Source organism: Bacillus sp. ME78 (assembly GCF_903970865.1).
In the GTDB taxonomy this organism is placed as follows: domain Bacteria; phylum Bacillota; class Bacilli; order Bacillales; family Bacillaceae_G; genus Bacillus_A; species Bacillus_A cereus.
Genome location: NZ_CAJCKK010000004.1, coordinates 38,840 through 59,885, shown reverse-complemented (window position 1 = coordinate 59,885; position 21,046 = coordinate 38,840). Strand labels below are relative to the sequence as shown.

Sequence of the window (21,046 nt, the reverse complement as noted above, 5' to 3'; positions counted from 1 at the left end):
TAAAAGTGAAGCCGACTGTTCAGCCCCATCGGCTAAGAGGCGGAACTAGATTAATAAAAGCGTCGGCGGCTCGTACAAGCCGCCGATGCTAGATAATATATAAGGCATCTCAGACTCTGAGATTGCTGACGGTTATGTAAAGGAAAAGAGTAGGTGCACCTATTCTTTTCCTTCAATCATGAGCAAGAATATCTTGCAACGTAGATTAGGAAGAGGATTCTTACTAATCGTGCCAACTTCCGGAAAAAAGGTGGTGAAAACCTGTGGCATCTTTACGCGATATAAAAGCGAAGATTACCTCGACAAAGAAAACGAGTCAAATTACGAAGGCGATGGAGATGGTATCTGCATCTAAGTTAAACCGTGCAGAGCAAAATGCTAAATCTTTCGTTCCGTATATGGAAAAGATTCAAGAAGTAGTAGCGAGCATTGCGCAAGGAAGTAAAGGAATTAATCATCCAATGCTAAATGCGCGTCCTGTAAAGCGTACAGGATACATCGTTATTACATCTGATCGCGGACTAGCAGGTGGTTATAACAGTAACGTATTACGTACAGTAAGTAACGTAATTCGTGAACGTCATAATATGGATTCAAATCAATATTCAATTATTGTACTTGGACGACTAGGACGTGATTATTTAAAACGTCGCGGCTTTAACATCATTGATGAAGTAGTTGGATTATCTGACCACCCATCATTTACTGATATTAAAGATCTTGCTTCTCGAGCAATTGCGATGTTCGCAGATGGTGCTTATGATGAGCTGTATATTTACTACAACCATTACGTAAGTAAAATTTCACAAGAAGTAACGGAAAATAAAATTTTACCGCTTACTGATGTGGCGTCTGATAAACCGACGACAGCTTATGAATTCGAACCTTCTGAAGAAGAAATTTTAAAAGTATTATTGCCACAATACGCAGAAAGCTTAGTGTACGGTGCATTACTAGATGGTAAAGCAAGTGAGCACGCAGCGCGTATGACAGCAATGAAGAGTGCTACAGACAACGCAATGGAAGTTATCGATTCACTTACACTTTCATTCAACCGTGCGCGTCAGGCAGCGATTACGCAAGAAATTACGGAAATCGTTGGTGGAGCAGCAGCGTTAGAATAGTAATAAAAAGTGGAAGCGGCTCTTTCAAAAGAGTCGCGTAAGCTAAACTAATAAAAAATTAAAAGCCGACTTCGCTTAGAAAGCTGGCTAATTAAAAGAAAGCTAGGAGGGAACCCGATGAATAAAGGGCGCGTTACGCAAATCATGGGTCCGGTTGTAGACGTTAAGTTTGATGGCGGAAAGCTACCAGAAATCTACAACGCCCTTACGGTAAAACAAAGCAACGAAAACGGAAGCATGAACTTAACATTTGAAGTTGCACTTCATTTAGGTGATGATACAGTTCGTACAGTTGCGATGTCTTCCACAGATGGACTTGTTCGTGGCACAGAAGTAGAAGATACTGGTAAAGCAATCTCTGTACCAGTTGGTGATGCAACACTTGGTCGTGTATTCAACGTATTAGGTGATGCAATTGACTTAGATGGTGAACTTCCTGCGGATGTACACCGTGATCCAATTCACCGTCAAGCACCTGCATTCGAAGAATTATCTACTAAAGTAGAAATTCTTGAAACTGGTATTAAAGTAGTAGACTTACTTGCTCCTTACATTAAGGGTGGTAAGATCGGCCTATTCGGTGGTGCCGGCGTAGGTAAAACAGTATTAATTCAGGAATTAATTAACAACATCGCACAAGAGCACGGTGGTATCTCTGTATTCGCTGGTGTAGGTGAGCGTACTCGTGAGGGTAATGACTTATACCATGAAATGAGCGATTCTGGCGTAATCAAGAAAACTGCGATGGTATTCGGACAAATGAATGAGCCACCTGGAGCACGTCAACGTGTTGCATTAACAGGTTTAACAATGGCTGAGCATTTCCGTGATGAGCAAGGACAAGACGTACTTCTGTTCATCGATAACATCTTCCGTTTCACGCAAGCTGGTTCTGAAGTATCTGCCCTTCTTGGTCGTATGCCATCTGCGGTAGGTTACCAACCAACACTTGCAACAGAAATGGGTCAATTACAAGAGCGTATTACATCTACAAATAAAGGGTCTATCACGTCTATCCAAGCGGTATATGTACCAGCCGATGACTATACTGACCCAGCACCAGCTACAACATTCGCTCACTTAGATGCAACAACAAACTTAGAGCGTCGTTTAACACAAATGGGTATTTACCCAGCCGTAGATCCATTAGCATCTACATCTCGTGCACTTTCTCCAGAAATCGTAGGAGAAGAGCATTATGAAGTAGCACGTCAAGTGCAGCAAACTTTACAACGTTACAAAGAACTTCAAGATATCATCGCTATCTTAGGTATGGATGAGTTATCTGAAGAAGATAAGTTAGTTGTACATCGTGCTCGTCGTATTCAATTCTTCTTATCTCAAAACTTCCACGTAGCTGAGCAGTTTACAGGTCAAAAAGGTTCTTACGTACCTGTAAAAAATACAGTTAGTGGCTTCAAAGAAATTCTAGAAGGAAAATATGATGACCTTCCAGAAGATGCATTCCGCCTTGTTGGTAGCATTGAAGAAGTTATTGAGAACGCGAAGAAAATGATGGCGTAAGGCCTTAGGAGGGACGAAGTATGAAGACATTTCCAGTCAGTATTGTAACTCCTGATGGACCGGTTTACGAAAAAGAAGTAGAAATGGTAAGTGTAAAAGCAGAGAGTGGGGAAATGGGGATCTTACCAGGTCACATTCCAACTGTTGCACCATTAAAAATTAGTGCGGTTCGTCTGAAAAATGGTGGACACACTGATTATGTAGCAGTAAGTGGTGGCTTTATCGAAGTTCGTCCAGATAAAGTAACTGTATTATCATCATCTGCTGAAGAAGCAAACCATATCGATATCCATCGTGCAAATGAAGCGAAGCGTCGCGCTGAGCAACGTATGCAAGACAAACAAGCACATGTTGACTTTAGACGTGCAGAAATGGCATTACAACGTGCTGTGAACCGTTTAAATGTTTCTGATATGAAGTAAAAAAATCCGTAAGGGCCTTGCCTTTACGGATTTTTTTGTGTATTTTATGGATAATTTTACAAAACTGGTATAATTATATTGATGCTTGTATAAGTAGAAGTGTACAACAATTTATATTTTATGAAGGGGATGAATCAATGATCGGTGAAATGAAACGAGAAGCATTGTACTCTTTAAAGGGGAAATGGGGACTAGGTGTTGGATCAACGATTTTATATTTTATTTTAAGTTATGTCGTTTCGATGGCTGCAATGTTTATATTATTAATTCCAGGAATTATTATATTTTTCTTAGTTGTTAGCTTAGCTGGGTCAGTTGAGGCGGAAACGATGTCAATTGGAGCAGCTATTACATTTGGGATTTTCTATTGCATAATGATTATTTTGAGTAATGCATCTTATGGTATTACCTCATACGGTTACACGAATGTGTTTCTACAAATTAGTAAACGAGAAGATGCTAAAGTAGATTACTTGTTTGAAGGATTCCGTGGTTTTAAAAGAATGATGAAAACAATGTGGGCAATGCTTGCGATTTTGTTGTATACAGGTACATGGATTCCGATGTTGTTAACAGGTTTATTCATATTCTTAGGTGAAGAAGGAAATCTGTCGTTTACAATAGCTTTCTTCGTACTATTAGCAATTTCAATTGTTGGTATGATTGTGATGTATTTTTCTTATGCACTGACGTACTATGTGATGATTGAAAATCCAGAATATAGTGTTTCGCAGGCGATGAAGGAAAGTAAGAATCTTATGAAGGGTCATAAGTTAGATTTGTTTCTTTTATGGCTGAGCTTCATAGGCTGGGTTGTTTTAGCGCTTCTTACTTTTGGAATAGGATTTCTTTGGCTTAGTCCGTATATGAGTACAACGACAGCACACTTTTATCGCTACATTTTAAAAGGTGAATTTCAATAGGAACATGCTATACTAATAGAATTATTGTGTATAGGAGGCGAGGCTACGCATGATTAGTGATCTAAAAGGAGAAGCACTAGATTCATTAGAAGGGAAATGGGGATTAGCTGTTGGAGCTACACTGCTCATTTCAATTCTTATCACGGCGTTTAGTTTTAGTGTTGATTGGGGATTTTCTTTAATTTTCGGTTGGCAAAAAACAAATGGTTCACTTTCAACGAATATTCTTACATTTTTTGTTACTGGACCGTTAACTTTAGGTGGATATTACCTTGGTTTAAATATCCTTCGTGAAAATCAAGCTAGTATCGGTAATGTATTCATTTGGTTTTCAGAGGGAAAGAGATTTCTAAAATCATTTTTATTATATTTATTAGTAAATCTTTATCTTTTCTTATGGACGTTATTGTTCATTATTCCAGGTATTATTAAATCATTTTCTTATGCGATGACATACTTTATTATAAATGATCATCCTGAGTATTCACTGAACCAAGCTATTACAGAAAGTCGTCGTATGATGGATGGACATAAGATGGAGTATTTCATTTTATGTTTAAGTTTTATCGGTTGGTTTATATTAAGTTGTATTACGTTAGGGATTGGATTCTTATGGTTAATTCCATATTTCTACACAACATCTGCGGCTTTTTACGAAGAGATCGCAGAAGAATATTATGAGAAAAATATTTAGCACTATAAAACCCCCAGTATGAATTATTTGTTCATACTGGGGGTTTTTTGTAGAAACTTTATAAATTGATTGCTAGTAAGTGGTTTACTGAAATAGTAACCTTGCATATATTTACATTTATGTTTTTGCAGAAACTTAAGCTGTTTTTCGGTTTCAATTCCTTCGGCAACGACTGAAAGATTTAAAGTATTTGCGAGGGAAAGGATTGTAGAAACGATGGCTCGTTCTTCAGGACGATGATCAGCTAATTGTGTAAATTCTCTCGGTACTTTTAATGTGTCGATTGGAAAAATTGATAAATAAGCAAGAGAAGAATACCCAGTACCGAAGTCATCAATGGAAGTTTGGATACCGTATTCTTTTAATTGCTTCAGTCTTAATAACGTTTCTTTCTCGTCAATCATTGCAATTCTTTCTGTTAACTCAAGGGTTACATATTTTGGGTCGACTTGCACGTCGTTTAATATTTGTGAAATGTTTTCGATTAATTGATCTTGCCGGAACTCTTTTGCAGATAAATTAACACTTATTTTTAAATTTTGGTAGCCAAAGGTATGCCATATTTTTAATTGGAGACAAGCTTCTTGTAATACCCAATGTCCAAGTGGGACTACTTGTGGCGTCTCTTCTACAATTGGAATAAACTCACATGGTGAAATGTCACCTAATAGCGGGTGTTTCCACCGTATTAAAGCTTCAGCACCGATAATTTTATTTGTTGTCGTATCAATTTGTGGTTGATAAACGAGATAAAATTCTTTGTTTACTAAAGCGATTGGCAAATCTTTTTCAATTCGAGCTTTTCGTTCCATTTTTTTATATAGTTCTTTCGTGTAAAGAGAGCTACCGTTTTTTCCTTTATTCTTTGCTTCGTACATGGCCATATCAGCATGCTGCAAAATGGATAGTGGATCTTCACCTGCTTCAGGATATATTGCAATTCCGATACTCGGTGAGATTTGTAAATGTTGATTTTCGATTTCAAATGGCTCATTCATGGCCGCTACAATCATATCAGCTATTTTTTGGACATCTGGCTTTTTTTTGTAATTCTCGATAAGAATTGTGAACTCATCTCCAGCTAGCCGCGCGAGTTTCATATTTGATGTTGATATTCTTTCGAGTCTTTTTGCTACTGCGATGAGCAATAGGTCTCCTACTCGATGACCGAGGGTATCATTAATAACTTTAAAACGGTCTAGGTCGAGAAACATAACAGCAAAAGACTTTTTCGATACTTTTGCTCGTGCAATTGCCTGTTCTAAATGTTTATGAAATGCACGACGATTTGCAAGCTCTGTTAAAGTATCATGGTATGCTAGGAAATTAATTTGTTCTTGTTGTTGTTTGCTTTCCGTAATATCTTTAATCATTAAATAAACTCCAGAAATTTTCTCCTTTAAAAAGATCGGTACGGCGGTAACGTGCAAGTAGTAAATATCTCTGTTTTTATGGTACGCCCGTATTTCTAAAGAGATAGAATATCCCTTTTTTACACGATGAAAGGCGTTAATCATTTCTTCTAAATCTTCTTCGTATATGAGTGAATAGTAAGGCTGGTTTAATAATTCATTCGTTTGATAACCGAGTAAAGTAGTACCAGCGTTATTTACTTTGAGAAAATTACCGTACAAATCTAATGTGAAGATTGGATCTGGATGATGCTCGTATAAAGATTTAAACATTTGTTGATTATGATAAAGTTCATTTTTCTGTTCTACTAAATCTTCTGTACGTAGTTCAATTTGTTTCTCGAGTTCTGAGTTGAATTGCATTTGAGCTAGCAATAATATTTTATTTTGTTTTCGAACTAAACTATGACGTATGAGAACGAAAGAGAAAGTTATTATAAGTCCGATTACTATAATAGGCGCAAAAACGTATTCGACTAATATAAAAACAATAAGCATTACTACCGAAATATACGGTAATGATAAGCGGATTGCTTCACCAATTTTAAGTGTTAGTAGTACTTGTTCTTGTTTTTCAGGTTCTTTTGTATGGAGAATACAGGAAATTGCTACTAGTACTAAGGTTACTTGATAGAAAGGAGTAACTGTAAACATAGAATACTCTGGTATGAAGTATTTTATATAAGCATAAATCGCATCTGTAGTAGCATATAAAATTAAAGCACTGCCAAGAAGCGCACCAACCTTTTTAGGTAATAAGGATAGTGGTTTGAATAAAAGATTGATTCCTATTAAGAGAAAGAGTAAATCAGCCATTGGATAGGTAAGTTGAACAAATATGTCGATATAGGATGTTGTAAAGATGTGAATGGTTCGCTCAATAAGTAAGTAGTAACTTAAAGTAAATTGGGCTGTAACGATAATACAAATATCACATAGCATAAAAAGTTTTTCTAATAAATCTCGGTTATATATGATTTCGTATAGAAAGGCAAAGGAAAAACTAACTAAAAAAAGTAAGTAAAAAAAGTCAGATGGATCAACGAACGTATAGAAGTCCTTTACAATTAAACGCTGATAGGCAACGACTATATCACCGATAAAATAAGAGAGAGCTCCAACAGATAATATGATCCAAAATAAACGAGATAGCCCTTCTTTCATGTTTGAAAAATAAAGTATATAACTACAAGCGATAATATCAATTAATAGGGTACTCGTTCCGATTAATAGTTGAAAGGGAAATGAGTATTCATATAGAAAAGGCATCGCTACGTAGTGAAGCGTTATAGACAGTAATACAATGCTTATAAGAATACTTACATGTGTTTGTTTTTTCATTTATATCACCTACGGTTCCTTGAAAAGCATATATAAGTTTTATATTTATTTTGCACAATTATAGCAAGTTGTAAAGATAGATTTTAATAATTCTTGTTTCTGTCTCCCAACATATCGACATAGGAATTTGAAGTTTGCTATAATGATTAGAATAGTTGCATTATTTAGAAAAATTTAAAAATAATAATTACTGCAACTAGGACATATTGTTTACTATGTGAACTTGTTCTTAATTTAGGGGGGAGGGTTTCACAATGGCAAGTGTATATGAAAATAGTTATATGATCGTTTTGATTTTCTTGCTATTAGGTATATTGCTGCCGGTAGTGGCTCTTACATTAGGAAGGATGCTGCGCCCAAATAAACCAAGTGCAGCAAAGGCGACGACGTATGAGAGTGGAATTGAGCCTTTTCACGATGCAAATATTCGGTTTCATGCTCGTTATTATATTTTCGCTTTATTGTTTGTGATCTTTGATGTAGAAACTTTATTTTTATATCCTTGGGCTGTTGCGTATGACAAGCTAGGTTTATTTGCATTAATTGAGATGCTCATCTTTGTTGTAATGTTGCTAGTTGGATTAGCGTATGCTTGGAAAAAGAAGGTGTTACAATGGTTATAAATTTTGAGGAATTACATCCAAATGAGCGAGCAGAATTAGAACGAAATATCTTTTTTTCTACATTGGAACAGTTGAAAGGGTGGGCGAGGAGCAATTCTTTATGGCCGATGACATTCGGACTGGCGTGCTGTGCAATTGAAATGATGGGAGTAGGCTCATCACATTATGATTTAGATCGATTTGGGTCATTTTTTCGGACTTCACCAAGGCAATCGGACGTCATGATTGTATCGGGAACAGTAACGAAGAAGATGGCTCCTATTGTTCGGCGTTTATATGATCAAATGCCTGAACCGAAATGGGTTATTGCGATGGGATCTTGTGCGACAGCAGGTGGTCCGTATGTAAATTCATATGCTGTTGTGAAAGGTGTAGACCAAATCGTACCAGTTGATGTGTATATTCCTGGTTGTCCCCCAAATCCGGCTGCTTTAATTTATGGAATTAATAAATTAAAAGAAAAAATTCGTTACGAAGCAATGACTGGGAAGCAGGTGACGAATAAATGAGTGATCCAAACAAAGATTTAGAGGATTTGAAAAAAGAAGCAGCTAGGCGTGCAAAAGAAGAAGCGAGAAAACGCCTTGTAGCGAAACACGAGGCGGAAATAAGTGAGCTTGAGGCAGAAGATCAAGAAAAAGAGAAAGCGCTACCAAAAAATGATGATATTACTATAGAAGAAGCAAAACGACGTGCAGCAGCGGCAGCAAAAGCGAAAGCGGCAGCGTTAGCGAAGCAGAAAAGAGAAGGAACAGAAGAAGTAACGGAAGAAGAAAAAGCGAAAGTGAAGGCAAAAGCAAAAGCGGCAGCGTTAGCGAAGCAGAAAAGAGAAGGAACAGAAGAAGTAACGGAAGAAGAAAAAGCGAAAGTGAAGGCGAAGGCAGCAGCGGCAGCAAAAGCAAAAGCGGCAGCGTTAGCGAAGCAGAAAAGAGAAGGAACAGAAGAAGTAACGGAAGAAGAAAAAGCGAAAGCCAAGGCGAAGGCAGCAGCAGCTGCAAAAGCAAAAGCGGCGGCGTTAGCGAAGCAAAAAAGAGAAGGAACAGAAGAAGTAACGGAAGAAGAAAAAGCGAAAGCCAAGGCGAAGGCGGCAGCAGCTGCAAAAGCAAAAGCGGCGGCGTTAGCGAAGCAGAAAAGAGAAGGGACAGAAGAAGTAACGGAAGAAGAAAAAGCGAAAGCCAAGGCGAAGGCGGCAGCAGCTGCAAAAGCAAAAGCGGCGGCGTTAGCGAAACAGAAAAGAGAAGGGACAGAAGAAGTAACGGAAGAAGAAAAAGCGAAAGCCAAGGCGAAGGCGGTGGCGGCGGCCAAGGCAAAAGCGGCAGCATTAGCGAAGCAGAAAGCCTCGCAAGGTGATGGGGATTCGGGAGATGAAAAGGCCAAGGCAATTGCAGCGGCAAAAGCGAAAGCAGCAGCGGCTGCAAGAGCGAAGACAAAGGGAGCTGAAGGTAAGAAAGAGGATGAGCCAAAGCAGGAAGAACCGTCCGTAAATCAACCGCATTTAAATCAGTATGTTGAGGCTATTAGGGAGAAGTTAGGAGAGGGTGCATTAGTAGATTCCTATATTAATAAATTGTCAAAGGATGTGCCAACTCTTGTGGTGGATCCCGCAAAATATTATGAAGTGATGGAGTCACTGCGATTCCATGAGGGACTTGCTTTTGATTATATGTCAGAGCTACATGCGACGGATTTTGTGACACATATGGAAGTGTATGTTCATTTGTTTTCATATGGCAAGAAACAATCGGTAGCGGTGAAGGTAAAACTAGACCGGGAAGCGCCGCAAGTCGAGTCTGTGACAGCGCTTTGGAAAGGGGCTGACTGGCCGGAGAGAGAAGCGTACGATTTGCTAGGCATTGTATTTAAAGGGCATCCGAATTTAACGCGTATTTTAATGCCAGATGATTGGGTAGGATATCCGCTTAGAAAAGACTATGAACCGTATGATGTGGAGGTGTAGCTATGATCCGCACGGAAGAGATGCTTTTGAATGTAGGACCTCAGCATCCGAGTACACATGGTGTGTTCAGGCTCGTAATTAAGATTGACGGGGAAATTATTAAAGAAGCTACACCGGTTATTGGGTATTTGCATCGCGGGACGGAAAAGATTGCTGAGAGCTTACAGTATACGCAAATTATTCCTTATACAGATCGAATGGACTATTTATCAGCCATGACGAATAATTACGTCATTTGCCATGCTGTAGAGACGATGATGGGGCTTGAAATTCCAGAGCGTGCCGAATATTTGCGAGTACTTGCGATGGAGCTAGGAAGAATTGCAAGTCATCTCGTTTGGTGGGGGACGAATCTTCTTGATATAGGAGCGGTCAGCCCGTTTCTGTACGCGTTTCGTGAACGAGAGATGATTATAAATTTATTAAATGAATTATGCGGGGCACGGCTTACTTTTAACTATATGAGAGTTGGTGGTGTGAAGTGGGATGCGCCAGATGGTTGGATTGAAAAGGTGGAAGAGTTTGTTCCGTATATGAGAGAGCAATTGGCAGGTTATCATGATCTTGTTAGCGGTAATGAGATTTTCTTAAATCGTGTGAAAGGCGTTGGTATATATAGCGCGGAAGAAGCGATTTCGTATTCTTTAAGCGGAGCAAATTTGCGGTGCACTGGAGTAAACTGGGATCTTCGCAAAGATGAGCCGTATTCAATTTATGATCGTTTTGATTTTGATATTCCTGTTGGAAGCGTGGGAGATGCTTGGGATCGCTACGTTTGCCGAATGCAAGAAATCGAGGAGTCTTTAAAGATTGTTGAGCAAGCGGTTCAACAGTTCCCGAAAGATGGAGCTGTGCTGGCAAAAGTACCGAAAATTATTAAGGCACCTAAGGGAGAAGCGTTCGTACGTATAGAATCGCCGCGCGGAGAGATTGGTTGTTATATCGCAAGTGATGGAAAGAAAGAGCCGTACCGTTTGAAGTTTCGTAGACCATCTTTTTATAACTTGCAAATTTTACCGAAGTTATTAAAAGGTGAAAACATCGCTAATTTAATTACGATTTTAGGTGGAGTTGATATTGTACTTGGGGAGGTTGATGGCTAATGATTGAGACGCTCTTACAATCACCTTCAAGCTGGACGAATTTCTTCATTTTTTTCGGATTAGCGGTGCTTCTACTATTTGCAGTCCTTGGCTTCGTTACATATGGAATTTTGGCAGAACGGAAAGTGATGGGGTTTATGCAAGGGCGGATTGGACCAAACCAGGTTGGAGGCCGATTCGGTTTACTGCAAACGGTAGCTGATGTTTTAAAACTATTATTGAAAGAAGATAGTATTCCGAAAGCAGCAGATAAACCGCTGTTTATATTAGCACCTGTCATTGCATTTGCACCAGCATTTATGGTGCTTGCAGTTATCCCGTTCACTGATAAATTTCAATTTGCAGATATTGGAGTCGGGCTACTTTATTATATTGCTGTTTCCGGTATTACGACGATAGGTGTTGTAACTGGGGGATGGGCATCAAATAATAAATATTCCCTTTTAGGAGGGATGCGTGCGGCAGCGCAAATGATTTCTTATGAGATTCCGCTCGTAATGAGTGTAATTGGTATCGTTTTGCTAGCTGGTAGCCTGAATTTAAATGAGATTGTAGCGGCGCAGGAGAAGGTTTGGTACATTTTCGTACAGCCAATTGGCTTCGTTGTTTTCTTAATCGCAGCAGTGGCAGAGTTAAATAGGACACCATTCGATTTGCCAGAAGCGGAGTCAGAACTTGTTTCTGGATATCATACGGAATACTCAGGTTTTCGCTGGGCGTTTTTCATGCTTTCAGAGTACGTATATTTCTTCGGGATGGCATCGTTAATTACAGTGCTCTTTTTAGGCGGATGGAATCCAGTCATGTTTCTTGGATTTATCCCAGGTGCCGTATGGTTTGCTTTGAAATTTAGCAGTGTAGTCTTTCTATTAATTTGGTTCCGCGTCACGTTCCCACGTATAAGAGGTGACCGGTTAATGGAGTTTGGATGGAAAGTATTATTGCCGATTGCACTTGCAAATATTTTCTTAACGGCATTGATTAAGGAGTTATTCTTCTAATCTATGAGGGGGGTGCCAGTAAGAGATGAAAGGACTATTTAAAGGATTAAAATATACATTAAGTAATTTGAGCAAGAAGAAGGTAACGTATGATTATCCAAATCAGCCGTTGCCGTTGCCAGAGCGTTTTCGGGGGATTCAAAAATTTTATCCGGAGAAATGTATTGTTTGTAATCAATGCTCTAACATTTGTCCGACAGACTGTATTCAGTTAACAGGAAAGAAACATCCAGATCCTACGAAAAAAGGAAAAATTATCGACACGTATGATATTAATTTTGAAATTTGTATTCTTTGTGATTTATGTACAGAAGTTTGCCCGACAGAGGCAATTGTCATGACAAATAACTTTGAACTCGCGGAATATTCACGTGATGACTTATTTAAAAATTTACAGTGGCTTGACGAAAACGACGAAAACGTCAGGAAGGAGAATAAGGCATGAATGGCGAGTTTGTAGCATTCTTTATACTATCCTTGTCTGCAATTATCGGCGGTGTTCTTATGTTGAACTTAACGAAAGTTATGCACATGATGCTAGCTCTCGTTCTGACATTTCTCAGCATTGCAGGTTTGTATTTTCTTTTATCAGCTGAATTTATAGGCGTTGCACAAATTTTACTTTACTCTGGTGCAATCACAATTATTATGATTTTCGGCATTATGTTAACGAAACATAACGCGGAAAATGAATCGCGTCTTACTCTTCGAAAATGGATTATCTTCTTTGCAGTTGTAGCATTTGGAGCGGTTATGTATTTCGCTGTTAATAATGTTGATTTTGCAAATGAAAGCACACAAGGAAGTTTACCTCTCCATGAAAACAACACACTTCAAATCGGTACGCTTCTCTATTCAAAATATATTATTCCATTTGAACTAACTTCAGTTATTTTACTTGTAGCACTCGTTGGCGCGATTATACTTGCGAAAAAGGACGAGAAAGAGGAGGATTCCAATGAGTAGCGTTCCGGCTTCTGCATATTTAACACTTGCGATTATTTTGTTTTGCATCGGTCTATTTGGAGCTTTAACAAAGCGGAATACAGTAATCGTATTAGTTTGTATCGAATTAATGCTGAATGCTGCCAATTTAAACTTAGTGGCGTTTAGTAAATTAGGCCTATTTCCGAATTTAACAGGTCAAATTTTCTCACTGTTTACGATGGCTGTAGCGGCAGCAGAAGCGGCGGTAGGACTCGCTATTTTAATTGCTTTGTATCGTAATCGTACGACAGTTCAGGTGGATGAAATGGATACGCTTAAAGGATAGCATTGTGACCGAAAAAGGGGGAAGGAAACAATGATCGATTATGCATGGCTCATACCGCTTTTCCCACTCGTTTCGTTTTTGTTACTTATTATATTCGGGAAGAAAATTAGAGAAGGAAGCAGCGTACTTAGTATTTTTTTCGTCTTTCTCTCCTTTATACTTGCGGTACTTGTGTTAATAGAAAGGTTTTCAGAAGCAAGCGTGAAGCATAAGTGGGTGTGGCTTAGAGCTGGAGATGTGGATATATCATTCGGCTTTGAGGTGACTGCATTAGGAGCTTTAATGTTATTTATCGTTACGCTTGTGAGTCTGCTTGTACATGTGTATTCGAAAGGTTATATGAAAGGTGATGAACGATTACCAACCTTTTACGCATATTTAGGACTCTTTACATTTGCGATGTTAGGGCTTGTTATATCAACGAATTTATTACAGCTTTATATATTTTGGGAATTAGTTGGCCTTGGCTCATTTTTACTTATCGGTTTTTATTTCTTTAAAGAAGAAGCGAAGGCTGCTGCAAAAAAGGCTTTTATTATGACCCGTATTGGGGATGTTGGTTTATTTATCGGGATGATTTTAATTTTTTGGTACGCAGGTAGTTTTGAATATGACGCAATATTTAGGGCGATTTATACAGGGGATTTACCTCCTTACATGATTACGATAACAGCGATATTAATTTTTATCGGGGCGATGGGGAAATCAGGTCAGTTCCCGCTTCATACGTGGTTGCCAGATGCAATGGAGGGGCCAACGCCTGTTTCGGCACTTATTCACGCCGCGACGATGGTTGCAGCAGGCGTATATTTAGTAGCGACGATGTTCCCTCTATTTTCAGCAAGTACAGTGGCGATGCAGACCGTGGCAATCGTTGGAGCTTTCACTGCAATCTTTGCGGCCTCTATCGGTCTCGTGCAAACAGATATAAAGAGAGTACTTGCTTATTCTACAGTTAGCCAGCTTGGATATATGATGCTTGCGTTAGGTTCTGCAGGTTATGTAGCTGGTGTCTTCCATTTAACGACACATGCTTTTTTTAAAGCACTACTATTTTTGGCAGCAGGAAGTGTAATTCATGCAGTGCATACGCAAAACATTAATAAAATGGGCGGTTTACAGAAGAAGATGAAAGTAACTGGTACGCTATTTCTAATAGGTACCCTTGCCATTAGCGGTGTTCCGCTCCTTTCCGGTTTTTTCAGCAAAGATGAAATTTTAGCGGCGACTTGGATGAATGGCAATTACGTTTTATTTACTTTAGCAGTAATTGCGGCGTTTTTGACAGCGTTTTATATGTTCCGCCTATACTTTCTTGTCTTTACCGGAGAAACGAAGACGAAGGAAGATGTGCATGAGTCGCCCCGCGTTATGACGTATCCAATGATTGTTCTCGGCGTTCTCGCAGTAGTGGCAGGATATATAAATACACCATGGTTCGGTACGTTTCTCGGAGATTGGTTGACAAAAGATGTAGGGTTCAAGGTTGAAGAAGCGCATGGGCCAGTTTGGATTATGATTGTTGCGACGCTCGTTTCATTTGCGGGAATCGCTCTTGCATATTTCATATATGGCAAGAAATCAATTTCTAGAGATTGGGCTGGGGGTACGGAAACCTCGCTTTATAATCTTTTGAAAGAAAAATATTATGTGGATGAACTATACAACATGACGGTGATCCCTATTACAAAAGGAATCGCTCATGTGCTTCGCTTATTTGAAGTGTATGTAGTCGAGGGAATTGCAGTTTTAATTGGAAGCGTAGTTAAAGGTACAAGTAATCTTGGATCGAAACTTCAAAACGGGAATGTACAAGTGTACGGTACTGTAACGGCGGTTTCGCTCGCTGTACTCGTCATTATTTTGCTCTATACAGGAGGGGATTTACGATGAATGATTTGTTGTTAACGTTCTTCATTTTTTCCCCGCTTTTAGGAATTTTATTGCTTGTATTAACACCGAAAAAGGAATTGCGTACAGTGCGGGCGCTTGGCTTATTTGGGACGGCACTTCCATTTGGAATCGCTATCGTCCTCGCTTGCACATATGCTTCTGGAAAGAGCTTGTCACTATTTGATGAAAAGGTGAAATGGATTAAGTTCGGAGATTTTACAGCGGTGGATAAAAGGTGGTTTTCTATTTATTACGAGCTCGGTATTGATGGTTTGTCGCTTGTTATGATGGTGCTGACGGCTCTTCTAGCGATGCTCGCAGCAATTGCAGCCTTTTCTATTAAAAGAAATTTAAAAGCATTTTATATGCTGTTACTCATGCTAGAAATAGGGATGCTCGGCGTCTTTGCTGCTCAAAATCTAATGTTGTTTTTTATCTTCTTTGAAATTACGTTGCCACCAATGTTCTTATTGATTGGGAAGTGGGGGAAATTATCGAGCGAAAAGGCTGCGTATAGTTATTTAATATATAACGGTATTGGCTCAGCTATTTTGCTTATTGTTTTCTCAATTTTGTTCGCGAAAACAGGTACAACAAATATTGTGGAGCTGAAAGAGATATTAAGAAGCGTAAGTGCAGAAGGAGAACTCATCATCCCAAGTAGCTTGCAGCTTGGTGTATTTATTTCCATAATGATTGCCTTTGCAATTAAACTACCTGTTTTTCCGTTGCACCGTTGGATGGTCAATGTGCACATAGAAGCGCATCCAGCTGTAGTTATGCTTCATGCTGGTGTTTTGCTAAAGATTGGAGCGTACGGTATTATTCGCTTCGGAAAAGGGCTATTCCCGGAATATTTTCACGATGTTGCAACGCTAATTGCGATATTAGGTGTAATTAATTTATTGTACGGTGCCTTTTTAGCGCTCATCCAAACGGACTTTAGGAAAGTACTGGCTTACTCTAGTATTTCGCATATGGGAATTGTGTTAATGGGACTTGCGTCACTTAATGCACCGGGTACACAAGGGGCGTTATTCCAGGTTGTATCGCACGGTTTAATTGCAGCCTTACTGTTTTTCTTACTCGGTGTTATAGAACAACGTTTCGGAACATCAGAAATTACAGCGCTTGGTGGACTCGCAAAAAGTGTCCCAGTACTTAGCGGCTTCTTCTTAGCAGGAGGAATGGCATCGCTTGGATTACCAGGGATGTCTGGGTTTGTTAGCGAATTTCTTGCCTTTCTCGGTTTATTTCAAGGAGAGCCTGTCATTGCTGCAATCGGTGTGATTGGCATCATTTTAACTGCTGTATACGTATTAAGAGCGACACTTCAAGTGACATTTGGAAAGAAAGAGTGGGAAGCAAAATCTGATATACATGGATGGGAGTATGTCCCTGTTTTACTACTTATCTTTTGTATTATTGCAATTGGAGTTATGCCAGAGATACTAGGGGATCCGCTTCAAAATACATTGAAAACATTGGGGGTGAAGTAGGATGGATATGAATACGTTACTTAGCTTATCATGGCATCTAATGGTGCCAGAATTTATTATTCTCGGCGCCGCCATCCTTCTGTCCATATGTGATTTGTTTTTTAAGCTGAACCATAGATATGTAGCTCTTGGTGCGATCGCTGCCATCGTATTAGCAATTGTGTCATTAATTACGCTATATAGCGAACCAGCTGGAGATATTTTAAATGGATCGTTTGTGTTAGATGGATTTTCAAAAGGGTTTAAAACGTTGTTATTAGGCGCCTCAGCTCTCATTTTATGCATCGCAATGAGCGATGATAAGAAGAATCCGATTGAAGATAAGGGCGAATATTATTACTTATTTTTAATGGCACTTCTTGGTGCGATGTTCATGACTTCTAGTGTTGACTTTATCACCCTTTTCGTTGGTTTAGAGTTACTTTCACTTTCTTCTTATATTTTAGTCGGAATACGAAAAAAGAACCGTGCATCAAATGAAGCGGCAATGAAATATGTCATTAGCGGAGGAATTGGAACGGCGATTACGCTCTTCGGAATGAGTTATTTATACGGTATTACAGGTTCAACTAACATTGTAGATATGCAAAAGGTACTCACTGGGGAGCTCGCTAGTGGTATTCAGTTATTGCTAGCTCTCGCATTTCTTTTATTGCTAGTCGGTCTCTCATTTAAAATTGCCACAGTGCCGTTTCATATGTGGGCACCTGATGTGTATGAAGGAGCGACTACACCTGTTACCGCTTTTCTTGGAACGATTTCTAAAATTGCTGGGTTCCTACTCATTATTCGTTTGTTCCTTATGGTTTTTGCAAGTGTATTAATACAAGGAGATATGCAGTCTTTATATGGGCATATGAGTATATATATTGCGGTGCTAGCAAGTATTACGATGATTGTTGGGAATGTAGTCGCGTTAAAACAATACAATATAAAACGTTTATTTGCTTATTCAGGCATTGCGCATGCTGGGTATTTGCTCGTTCCACTTGTGGCATTATCACCATTTACGCTGGATAGCATGTGGTTTTATATGCTGGCATACATGCTTATGAATATAGGCGCGTTTGCCATTATCCACGGCTTAATCTTACAAAACGATAAGGAAAATATAACGATTTTCACCGGATTATATAAGAAATCACCATTTGCAGCGATCATGATGACAATCTTTATTTTATCGCTGGCCGGGATACCAGGGACGGCTGGCTTCATTGGAAAGATTAACATCTTTTTAGGCGCGCTTCATGTAGAGCCAGCACATTACGTACTAGCTTCGATTATGATGGGTACGACAGTTGTTTCATTCGTATATTATTTCCGTATTTTACAACAAATGTTTTTCCGCACCGGAGAGACAGAAGAGAGGATACGGTTACCATTAAATATAAAGGTTGTTATGAGTCTTTGTGCAATTTCGATTGTAATACTAGGGATTATGCCGATGATTGGGTACAATTTCTTTTATGAATATTTTCCATTAATGAAAGATTTCTTCTTCTTAGGGAACGTGGTACAATAGTGAAAATAAAAGGTGTGGAGTCAGTACTCTGCGCTTTTTATTTTGTGTTAACTTGTAATGTAGATATACGTTTTTTGAAAGAAAATCACGATGTAAAATGTAAGATGTCTATTTGCATTTGAAAAAGTGTGGCTCCTACTTATTATGGTATCGTTTTTATATTCTTTCATAAGTAGTAGCTGAGTAAAAAGGGGTCGATTTTTTGGCACAACTTTTAGGGCAACAAGCACTGATTGCCATTGTTTCGCATTTATTGTTTATTACCATTACGTGGTGGGCTTTGCAAGGCATTCACATTGAGCGTTTAATGAAGTCCGGAAAAGTGCTGCAGACGCGAGTATTACTCATCTTAATTACAATTGCAATTGGGACATCTGTAAGTAACTTTTTCCTTGATTATTTAGGCTATTCGAAGAGTTTAACGTATTTAGTAAAGTAAGTGTATAGAACCTCAAATCTCCGTTAACAATGGGGATAGGAGGGGATGAAATTGAAGCTTAAAGCCATTCTTATTGTTGCACTTAGTGTTGTTTTATTTTTGGTTGGATATAGAGAGATGAAACCGATAAGCGATGAACAGAAAATGGAGAGCATGATTAAGGCTTTAGAGAAAAATGATGCTAAAGTAGAAAAATGGTCATGGTTAGCTAGAGAAACAAAAACAATTTCTAATATACATACGTTTCAAAAGTTGTTAAACAATGTGAAGGACAAGGCAAATATTCAAAAGTGGGAAGTAGAGCAATCTCCAGATGGATATAAAGCTACATCCTATAAAAAGTTTGCTTCTCATGAAGAACGAGTAGTAGTAACTTGGAGTAAAGAAAATACTAAAGAAAACACTTTCATTATCTTTGAAGTAAGTGGGGCGAAATGGGACCCGAAGTATGTTCAAAAAGTAAATAAAATTTTTAGTGAAAAACCTATAATTTACACTTGTGTTCAAGGTGTACTGAATGATAAGATTGAAGGTGTTTTGCAAAATAAAACCAATCAGGTTTTGAAAGATCTTTCAGCAAGAGCGATCGAACAAGTAGAAGAAAGAGCATTTGTGTCAGTCTCCGCATACAATAAAAAGTGGGATGACGCTCTTTCAACAAATAGAGAGAAAATAAATGTGCAAATAGCAATACGTTCTACAGACAACAAAGATACAATTGTGGTTGGCACACCGATCATAACTTCTGAGTATTGAGTGAATAGATACTGAAAAAAGGACACGGAGGGGAATAATTTGGAAAAGATCATCGTCCGTGGCGGAAAGCGGTTAAACGGCACAGTGCGTGTTGAGGGCGCAAAAAATGCTGTATTACCTATAATCGCTGCAGCCCTATTAGCGAGTGATGGAAAGAATGTACTATCTGAAGTACCAGTTTTGTCTGATGTATACACAATTAATGAGGTATTACGTCATTTAAATGCTGAAGTCGTATTTGAAAATAATCAAGTAACAATCGATTCTTCTAAAGAACTAAACATTGAAGCACCATTTGAATATGTACGTAAAATGCGTGCATCTGTTCAAGTAATGGGACCATTATTAGCACGTAACGGTCGTGCTCGTATTGCACTTCCTGGTGGATGTGCAATCGGTTCACGTCCAATTGACCAACATTTAAAAGGCTTCGAAGCAATGGGAGCAAAAGTACAGGTTGGTAACGGTTTTGTTGAGGCATATGTTGAGGGAGAACTAAAAGGAGCTAAAATCTACTTAGACTTCCCAAGCGTAGGCGCGACAGAAAACATTATGTCTGCAGCTACATTAGCAAAAGGGACAACAATTCTTGAAAACGCAGCGAAAGAACCAGAAATCGTTGACTTAGCTAACTTCTTAAATGCGATGGGAGCGAAAGTACGCGGAGCTGGAACTGGAACGATTCGTATCGAAGGCGTTGATAAATTATATGGTGCAAACCACTCTATTATTCCTGACCGTATTGAAGCGGGAACATTCATGGTTGCAGCAGCAATTACTGGTGGAGACATCTTAATTGAAAATGCTGTACCTGAACATTTACGCTCAATTACAGCGAAAATGGAAGAAATGGGTGTTAAAATTATTGAGGAAAACGAAGGTGTACGTGTTATCGGCCCAGATAAGTTAAAAGCGGTTGATATTAAAACTATGCCTCACCCAGGTTTCCCAACAGACATGCAATCACAAATGATGGCATTATTACTACAAGCTGATGGAACAAGCATGATTACAGAAACGGTATTCGAAAACCGCTTTATGCACGTTGAAGAATTCCGTCGTATGAATGCTGATATTAAAATTGAAGGTCGTTCTGTTATTATGAACGGTCCAAACAGCTTACAAGGTGCTGAAGTAGGCGCAACTGATTTACGTGCTGCAGCTGCATTAATCTTAGCTGGTTTAGTATCAGAAGGTTATACTCGTGTAACTGAGTTAAAACATCTTGACCGTGGTTATGTAGATTTCCATAAGAAATTAGCTGCATTAGGTGCAACTATTGAACGTGTAAACGAAAAAGTAGAAGAAGTGAAAGAACAAGAAGTTTCTGATCTTCACGCTTAATTGAAATAGTCTCTATGTCTTTTGACATAGGGGCTATTTTTTTGGGTTATTACTGTTATAGTCAATAAATTCTATACTTATGCACGTACCAGTAAAAATATTTAGAAAATTTCCGTTTTATGCTCTTCCCCTTAAGTATGTTCTAAAAGAAAGAGTTGTTCCATAAGAATGAATGGAGTAAAGCTTTTATATTGGG

At 38.7% G+C, this 21,046-nt stretch carries 20 protein-coding genes; 19 read left to right on the top strand and 1 reads right to left on the bottom strand.

Features of this window, described 5'->3' with window-relative positions; genetic code table 11:
• The first annotated feature begins 263 nt into the window (after positions 1 to 263).
• The 5 genes from atpG (at position 264) to H6481_RS07355 (ending at position 4,687) form a co-directional block, all read left to right on the top strand.
• Positions 264 to 1,124, top strand: a complete 861-nt coding sequence (atpG, locus tag H6481_RS07375; protein WP_000157703.1) for a F0F1 ATP synthase subunit gamma — start codon at positions 264 to 266, stop codon at positions 1,122 to 1,124.
• A 117-nt stretch (positions 1,125 to 1,241) separates the two neighbouring features.
• Positions 1,242 to 2,648: a F0F1 ATP synthase subunit beta gene (gene atpD / locus H6481_RS07370; RefSeq protein WP_001032596.1), complete on the top strand. Its 1,407-nt coding sequence runs from the start codon at positions 1,242 to 1,244 to the stop codon at positions 2,646 to 2,648.
• A gap of 20 nt (positions 2,649 to 2,668) precedes the next feature.
• Positions 2,669 to 3,070: a F0F1 ATP synthase subunit epsilon gene (atpC, locus tag H6481_RS07365; RefSeq protein WP_000847215.1), complete on the top strand. Its 402-nt coding sequence runs from the start codon at positions 2,669 to 2,671 to the stop codon at positions 3,068 to 3,070.
• A gap of 137 nt (positions 3,071 to 3,207) precedes the next feature.
• Entirely contained in the window at positions 3,208 to 3,993 is a 786-nt protein-coding gene (locus tag H6481_RS07360; RefSeq protein WP_023523559.1) for a DUF975 family protein, read from the top strand.
• A 49-nt stretch (positions 3,994 to 4,042) separates the two neighbouring features.
• Positions 4,043 to 4,687, top strand: a complete 645-nt coding sequence (locus H6481_RS07355; RefSeq protein ID WP_023523558.1) for a DUF975 family protein — start codon at positions 4,043 to 4,045, stop codon at positions 4,685 to 4,687.
• Positions 4,688 to 4,710: 23 nt separating this feature from the next.
• Here H6481_RS07355 and H6481_RS07350 read toward each other — a convergent pair whose 3' ends face one another.
• Positions 4,711 to 7,440, bottom strand: coding sequence for an EAL domain-containing protein (locus H6481_RS07350; RefSeq protein ID WP_182811322.1), 2,730 nt, complete (start codon positions 7,438 to 7,440; stop codon positions 4,711 to 4,713).
• Positions 7,441 to 7,694: 254 nt separating this feature from the next.
• Between H6481_RS07350 and nuoA the strand changes: the two genes are divergently transcribed.
• The 14 genes from nuoA (at position 7,695) to murA (ending at position 20,850) form a co-directional block, all read left to right on the top strand.
• A complete protein-coding gene (nuoA, locus tag H6481_RS07345; RefSeq protein ID WP_000179273.1) occupies positions 7,695 to 8,063 on the top strand; it encodes an NADH-quinone oxidoreductase subunit NuoA in 369 nt (122 codons plus the stop codon).
• Positions 8,054 to 8,572 (top strand): NADH-quinone oxidoreductase subunit NuoB, encoded by a 519-nt coding sequence (gene nuoB, locus H6481_RS07340; RefSeq protein ID WP_023523556.1) that lies wholly within the window; start codon positions 8,054 to 8,056, stop codon positions 8,570 to 8,572. The genes nuoA and nuoB overlap by 10 nt, the downstream gene beginning before the upstream one ends.
• The gene (locus H6481_RS07335; RefSeq protein WP_182811320.1) at positions 8,569 to 10,020 is read left to right on the top strand and encodes an NADH-quinone oxidoreductase subunit C; all 1,452 of its coding nucleotides are present in this window, start codon (positions 8,569 to 8,571) and stop codon (positions 10,018 to 10,020) included. Before nuoB ends, H6481_RS07335 begins: the two co-directional genes overlap by 4 nt.
• Positions 10,021 to 10,022: 2 nt before the next feature.
• The gene (nuoD, locus tag H6481_RS07330) at positions 10,023 to 11,123 is read left to right on the top strand and encodes an NADH-quinone oxidoreductase subunit NuoD (protein ID WP_000621434.1); all 1,101 of its coding nucleotides are present in this window, start codon (positions 10,023 to 10,025) and stop codon (positions 11,121 to 11,123) included.
• The gene (nuoH, locus tag H6481_RS07325) at positions 11,123 to 12,124 is read left to right on the top strand and encodes an NADH-quinone oxidoreductase subunit NuoH (RefSeq protein WP_182811317.1); all 1,002 of its coding nucleotides are present in this window, start codon (positions 11,123 to 11,125) and stop codon (positions 12,122 to 12,124) included. Before nuoD ends, nuoH begins: the two co-directional genes overlap by 1 nt.
• 25 nt (positions 12,125 to 12,149) lie before the next feature.
• Positions 12,150 to 12,569, top strand: a complete 420-nt coding sequence (gene nuoI / locus H6481_RS07320; protein ID WP_098283140.1) for an NADH-quinone oxidoreductase subunit NuoI — start codon at positions 12,150 to 12,152, stop codon at positions 12,567 to 12,569.
• Positions 12,566 to 13,090, top strand: a complete 525-nt coding sequence (locus H6481_RS07315) for an NADH-quinone oxidoreductase subunit J (protein ID WP_001012812.1) — start codon at positions 12,566 to 12,568, stop codon at positions 13,088 to 13,090. The genes nuoI and H6481_RS07315 overlap by 4 nt, the downstream gene beginning before the upstream one ends.
• Positions 13,083 to 13,397 carry an NADH-quinone oxidoreductase subunit NuoK gene (gene nuoK, locus H6481_RS07310; RefSeq protein WP_000100079.1) on the top strand — a complete coding sequence of 105 codons (315 nt, stop codon included), beginning with the start codon at positions 13,083 to 13,085 and terminating at the stop codon, positions 13,395 to 13,397. The genes H6481_RS07315 and nuoK overlap by 8 nt, the downstream gene beginning before the upstream one ends.
• Before the next feature lie 30 nt (positions 13,398 to 13,427).
• Positions 13,428 to 15,290, top strand: coding sequence for an NADH-quinone oxidoreductase subunit L (gene nuoL, locus H6481_RS07305; protein ID WP_000568236.1), 1,863 nt, complete (start codon positions 13,428 to 13,430; stop codon positions 15,288 to 15,290).
• On the top strand, positions 15,287 to 16,789 hold the full coding sequence (locus H6481_RS07300; protein ID WP_182811314.1) for an NADH-quinone oxidoreductase subunit M: 1,503 nt from the start codon (positions 15,287 to 15,289) through the stop codon (positions 16,787 to 16,789). Before nuoL ends, H6481_RS07300 begins: the two co-directional genes overlap by 4 nt.
• Before the next feature lie 7 nt (positions 16,790 to 16,796).
• Positions 16,797 to 18,311: an NADH-quinone oxidoreductase subunit NuoN gene (gene nuoN / locus H6481_RS07295; protein ID WP_341456274.1), complete on the top strand. Its 1,515-nt coding sequence runs from the start codon at positions 16,797 to 16,799 to the stop codon at positions 18,309 to 18,311.
• Between the two features lie 202 nt (positions 18,312 to 18,513).
• Positions 18,514 to 18,750, top strand: a complete 237-nt coding sequence (locus tag H6481_RS07290; protein ID WP_000057889.1) for a DUF1146 family protein — start codon at positions 18,514 to 18,516, stop codon at positions 18,748 to 18,750.
• Positions 18,751 to 18,795: 45 nt separating this feature from the next.
• Positions 18,796 to 19,506 carry a YwmB family TATA-box binding protein gene (locus H6481_RS07285; RefSeq protein WP_065485940.1) on the top strand — a complete coding sequence of 237 codons (711 nt, stop codon included), beginning with the start codon at positions 18,796 to 18,798 and terminating at the stop codon, positions 19,504 to 19,506.
• Between the two features lie 39 nt (positions 19,507 to 19,545).
• Positions 19,546 to 20,850, top strand: a complete 1,305-nt coding sequence (gene murA, locus H6481_RS07280) for a UDP-N-acetylglucosamine 1-carboxyvinyltransferase (protein ID WP_000411275.1) — start codon at positions 19,546 to 19,548, stop codon at positions 20,848 to 20,850.
• Positions 20,851 to 21,046: the final 196 nt, after the last annotated feature.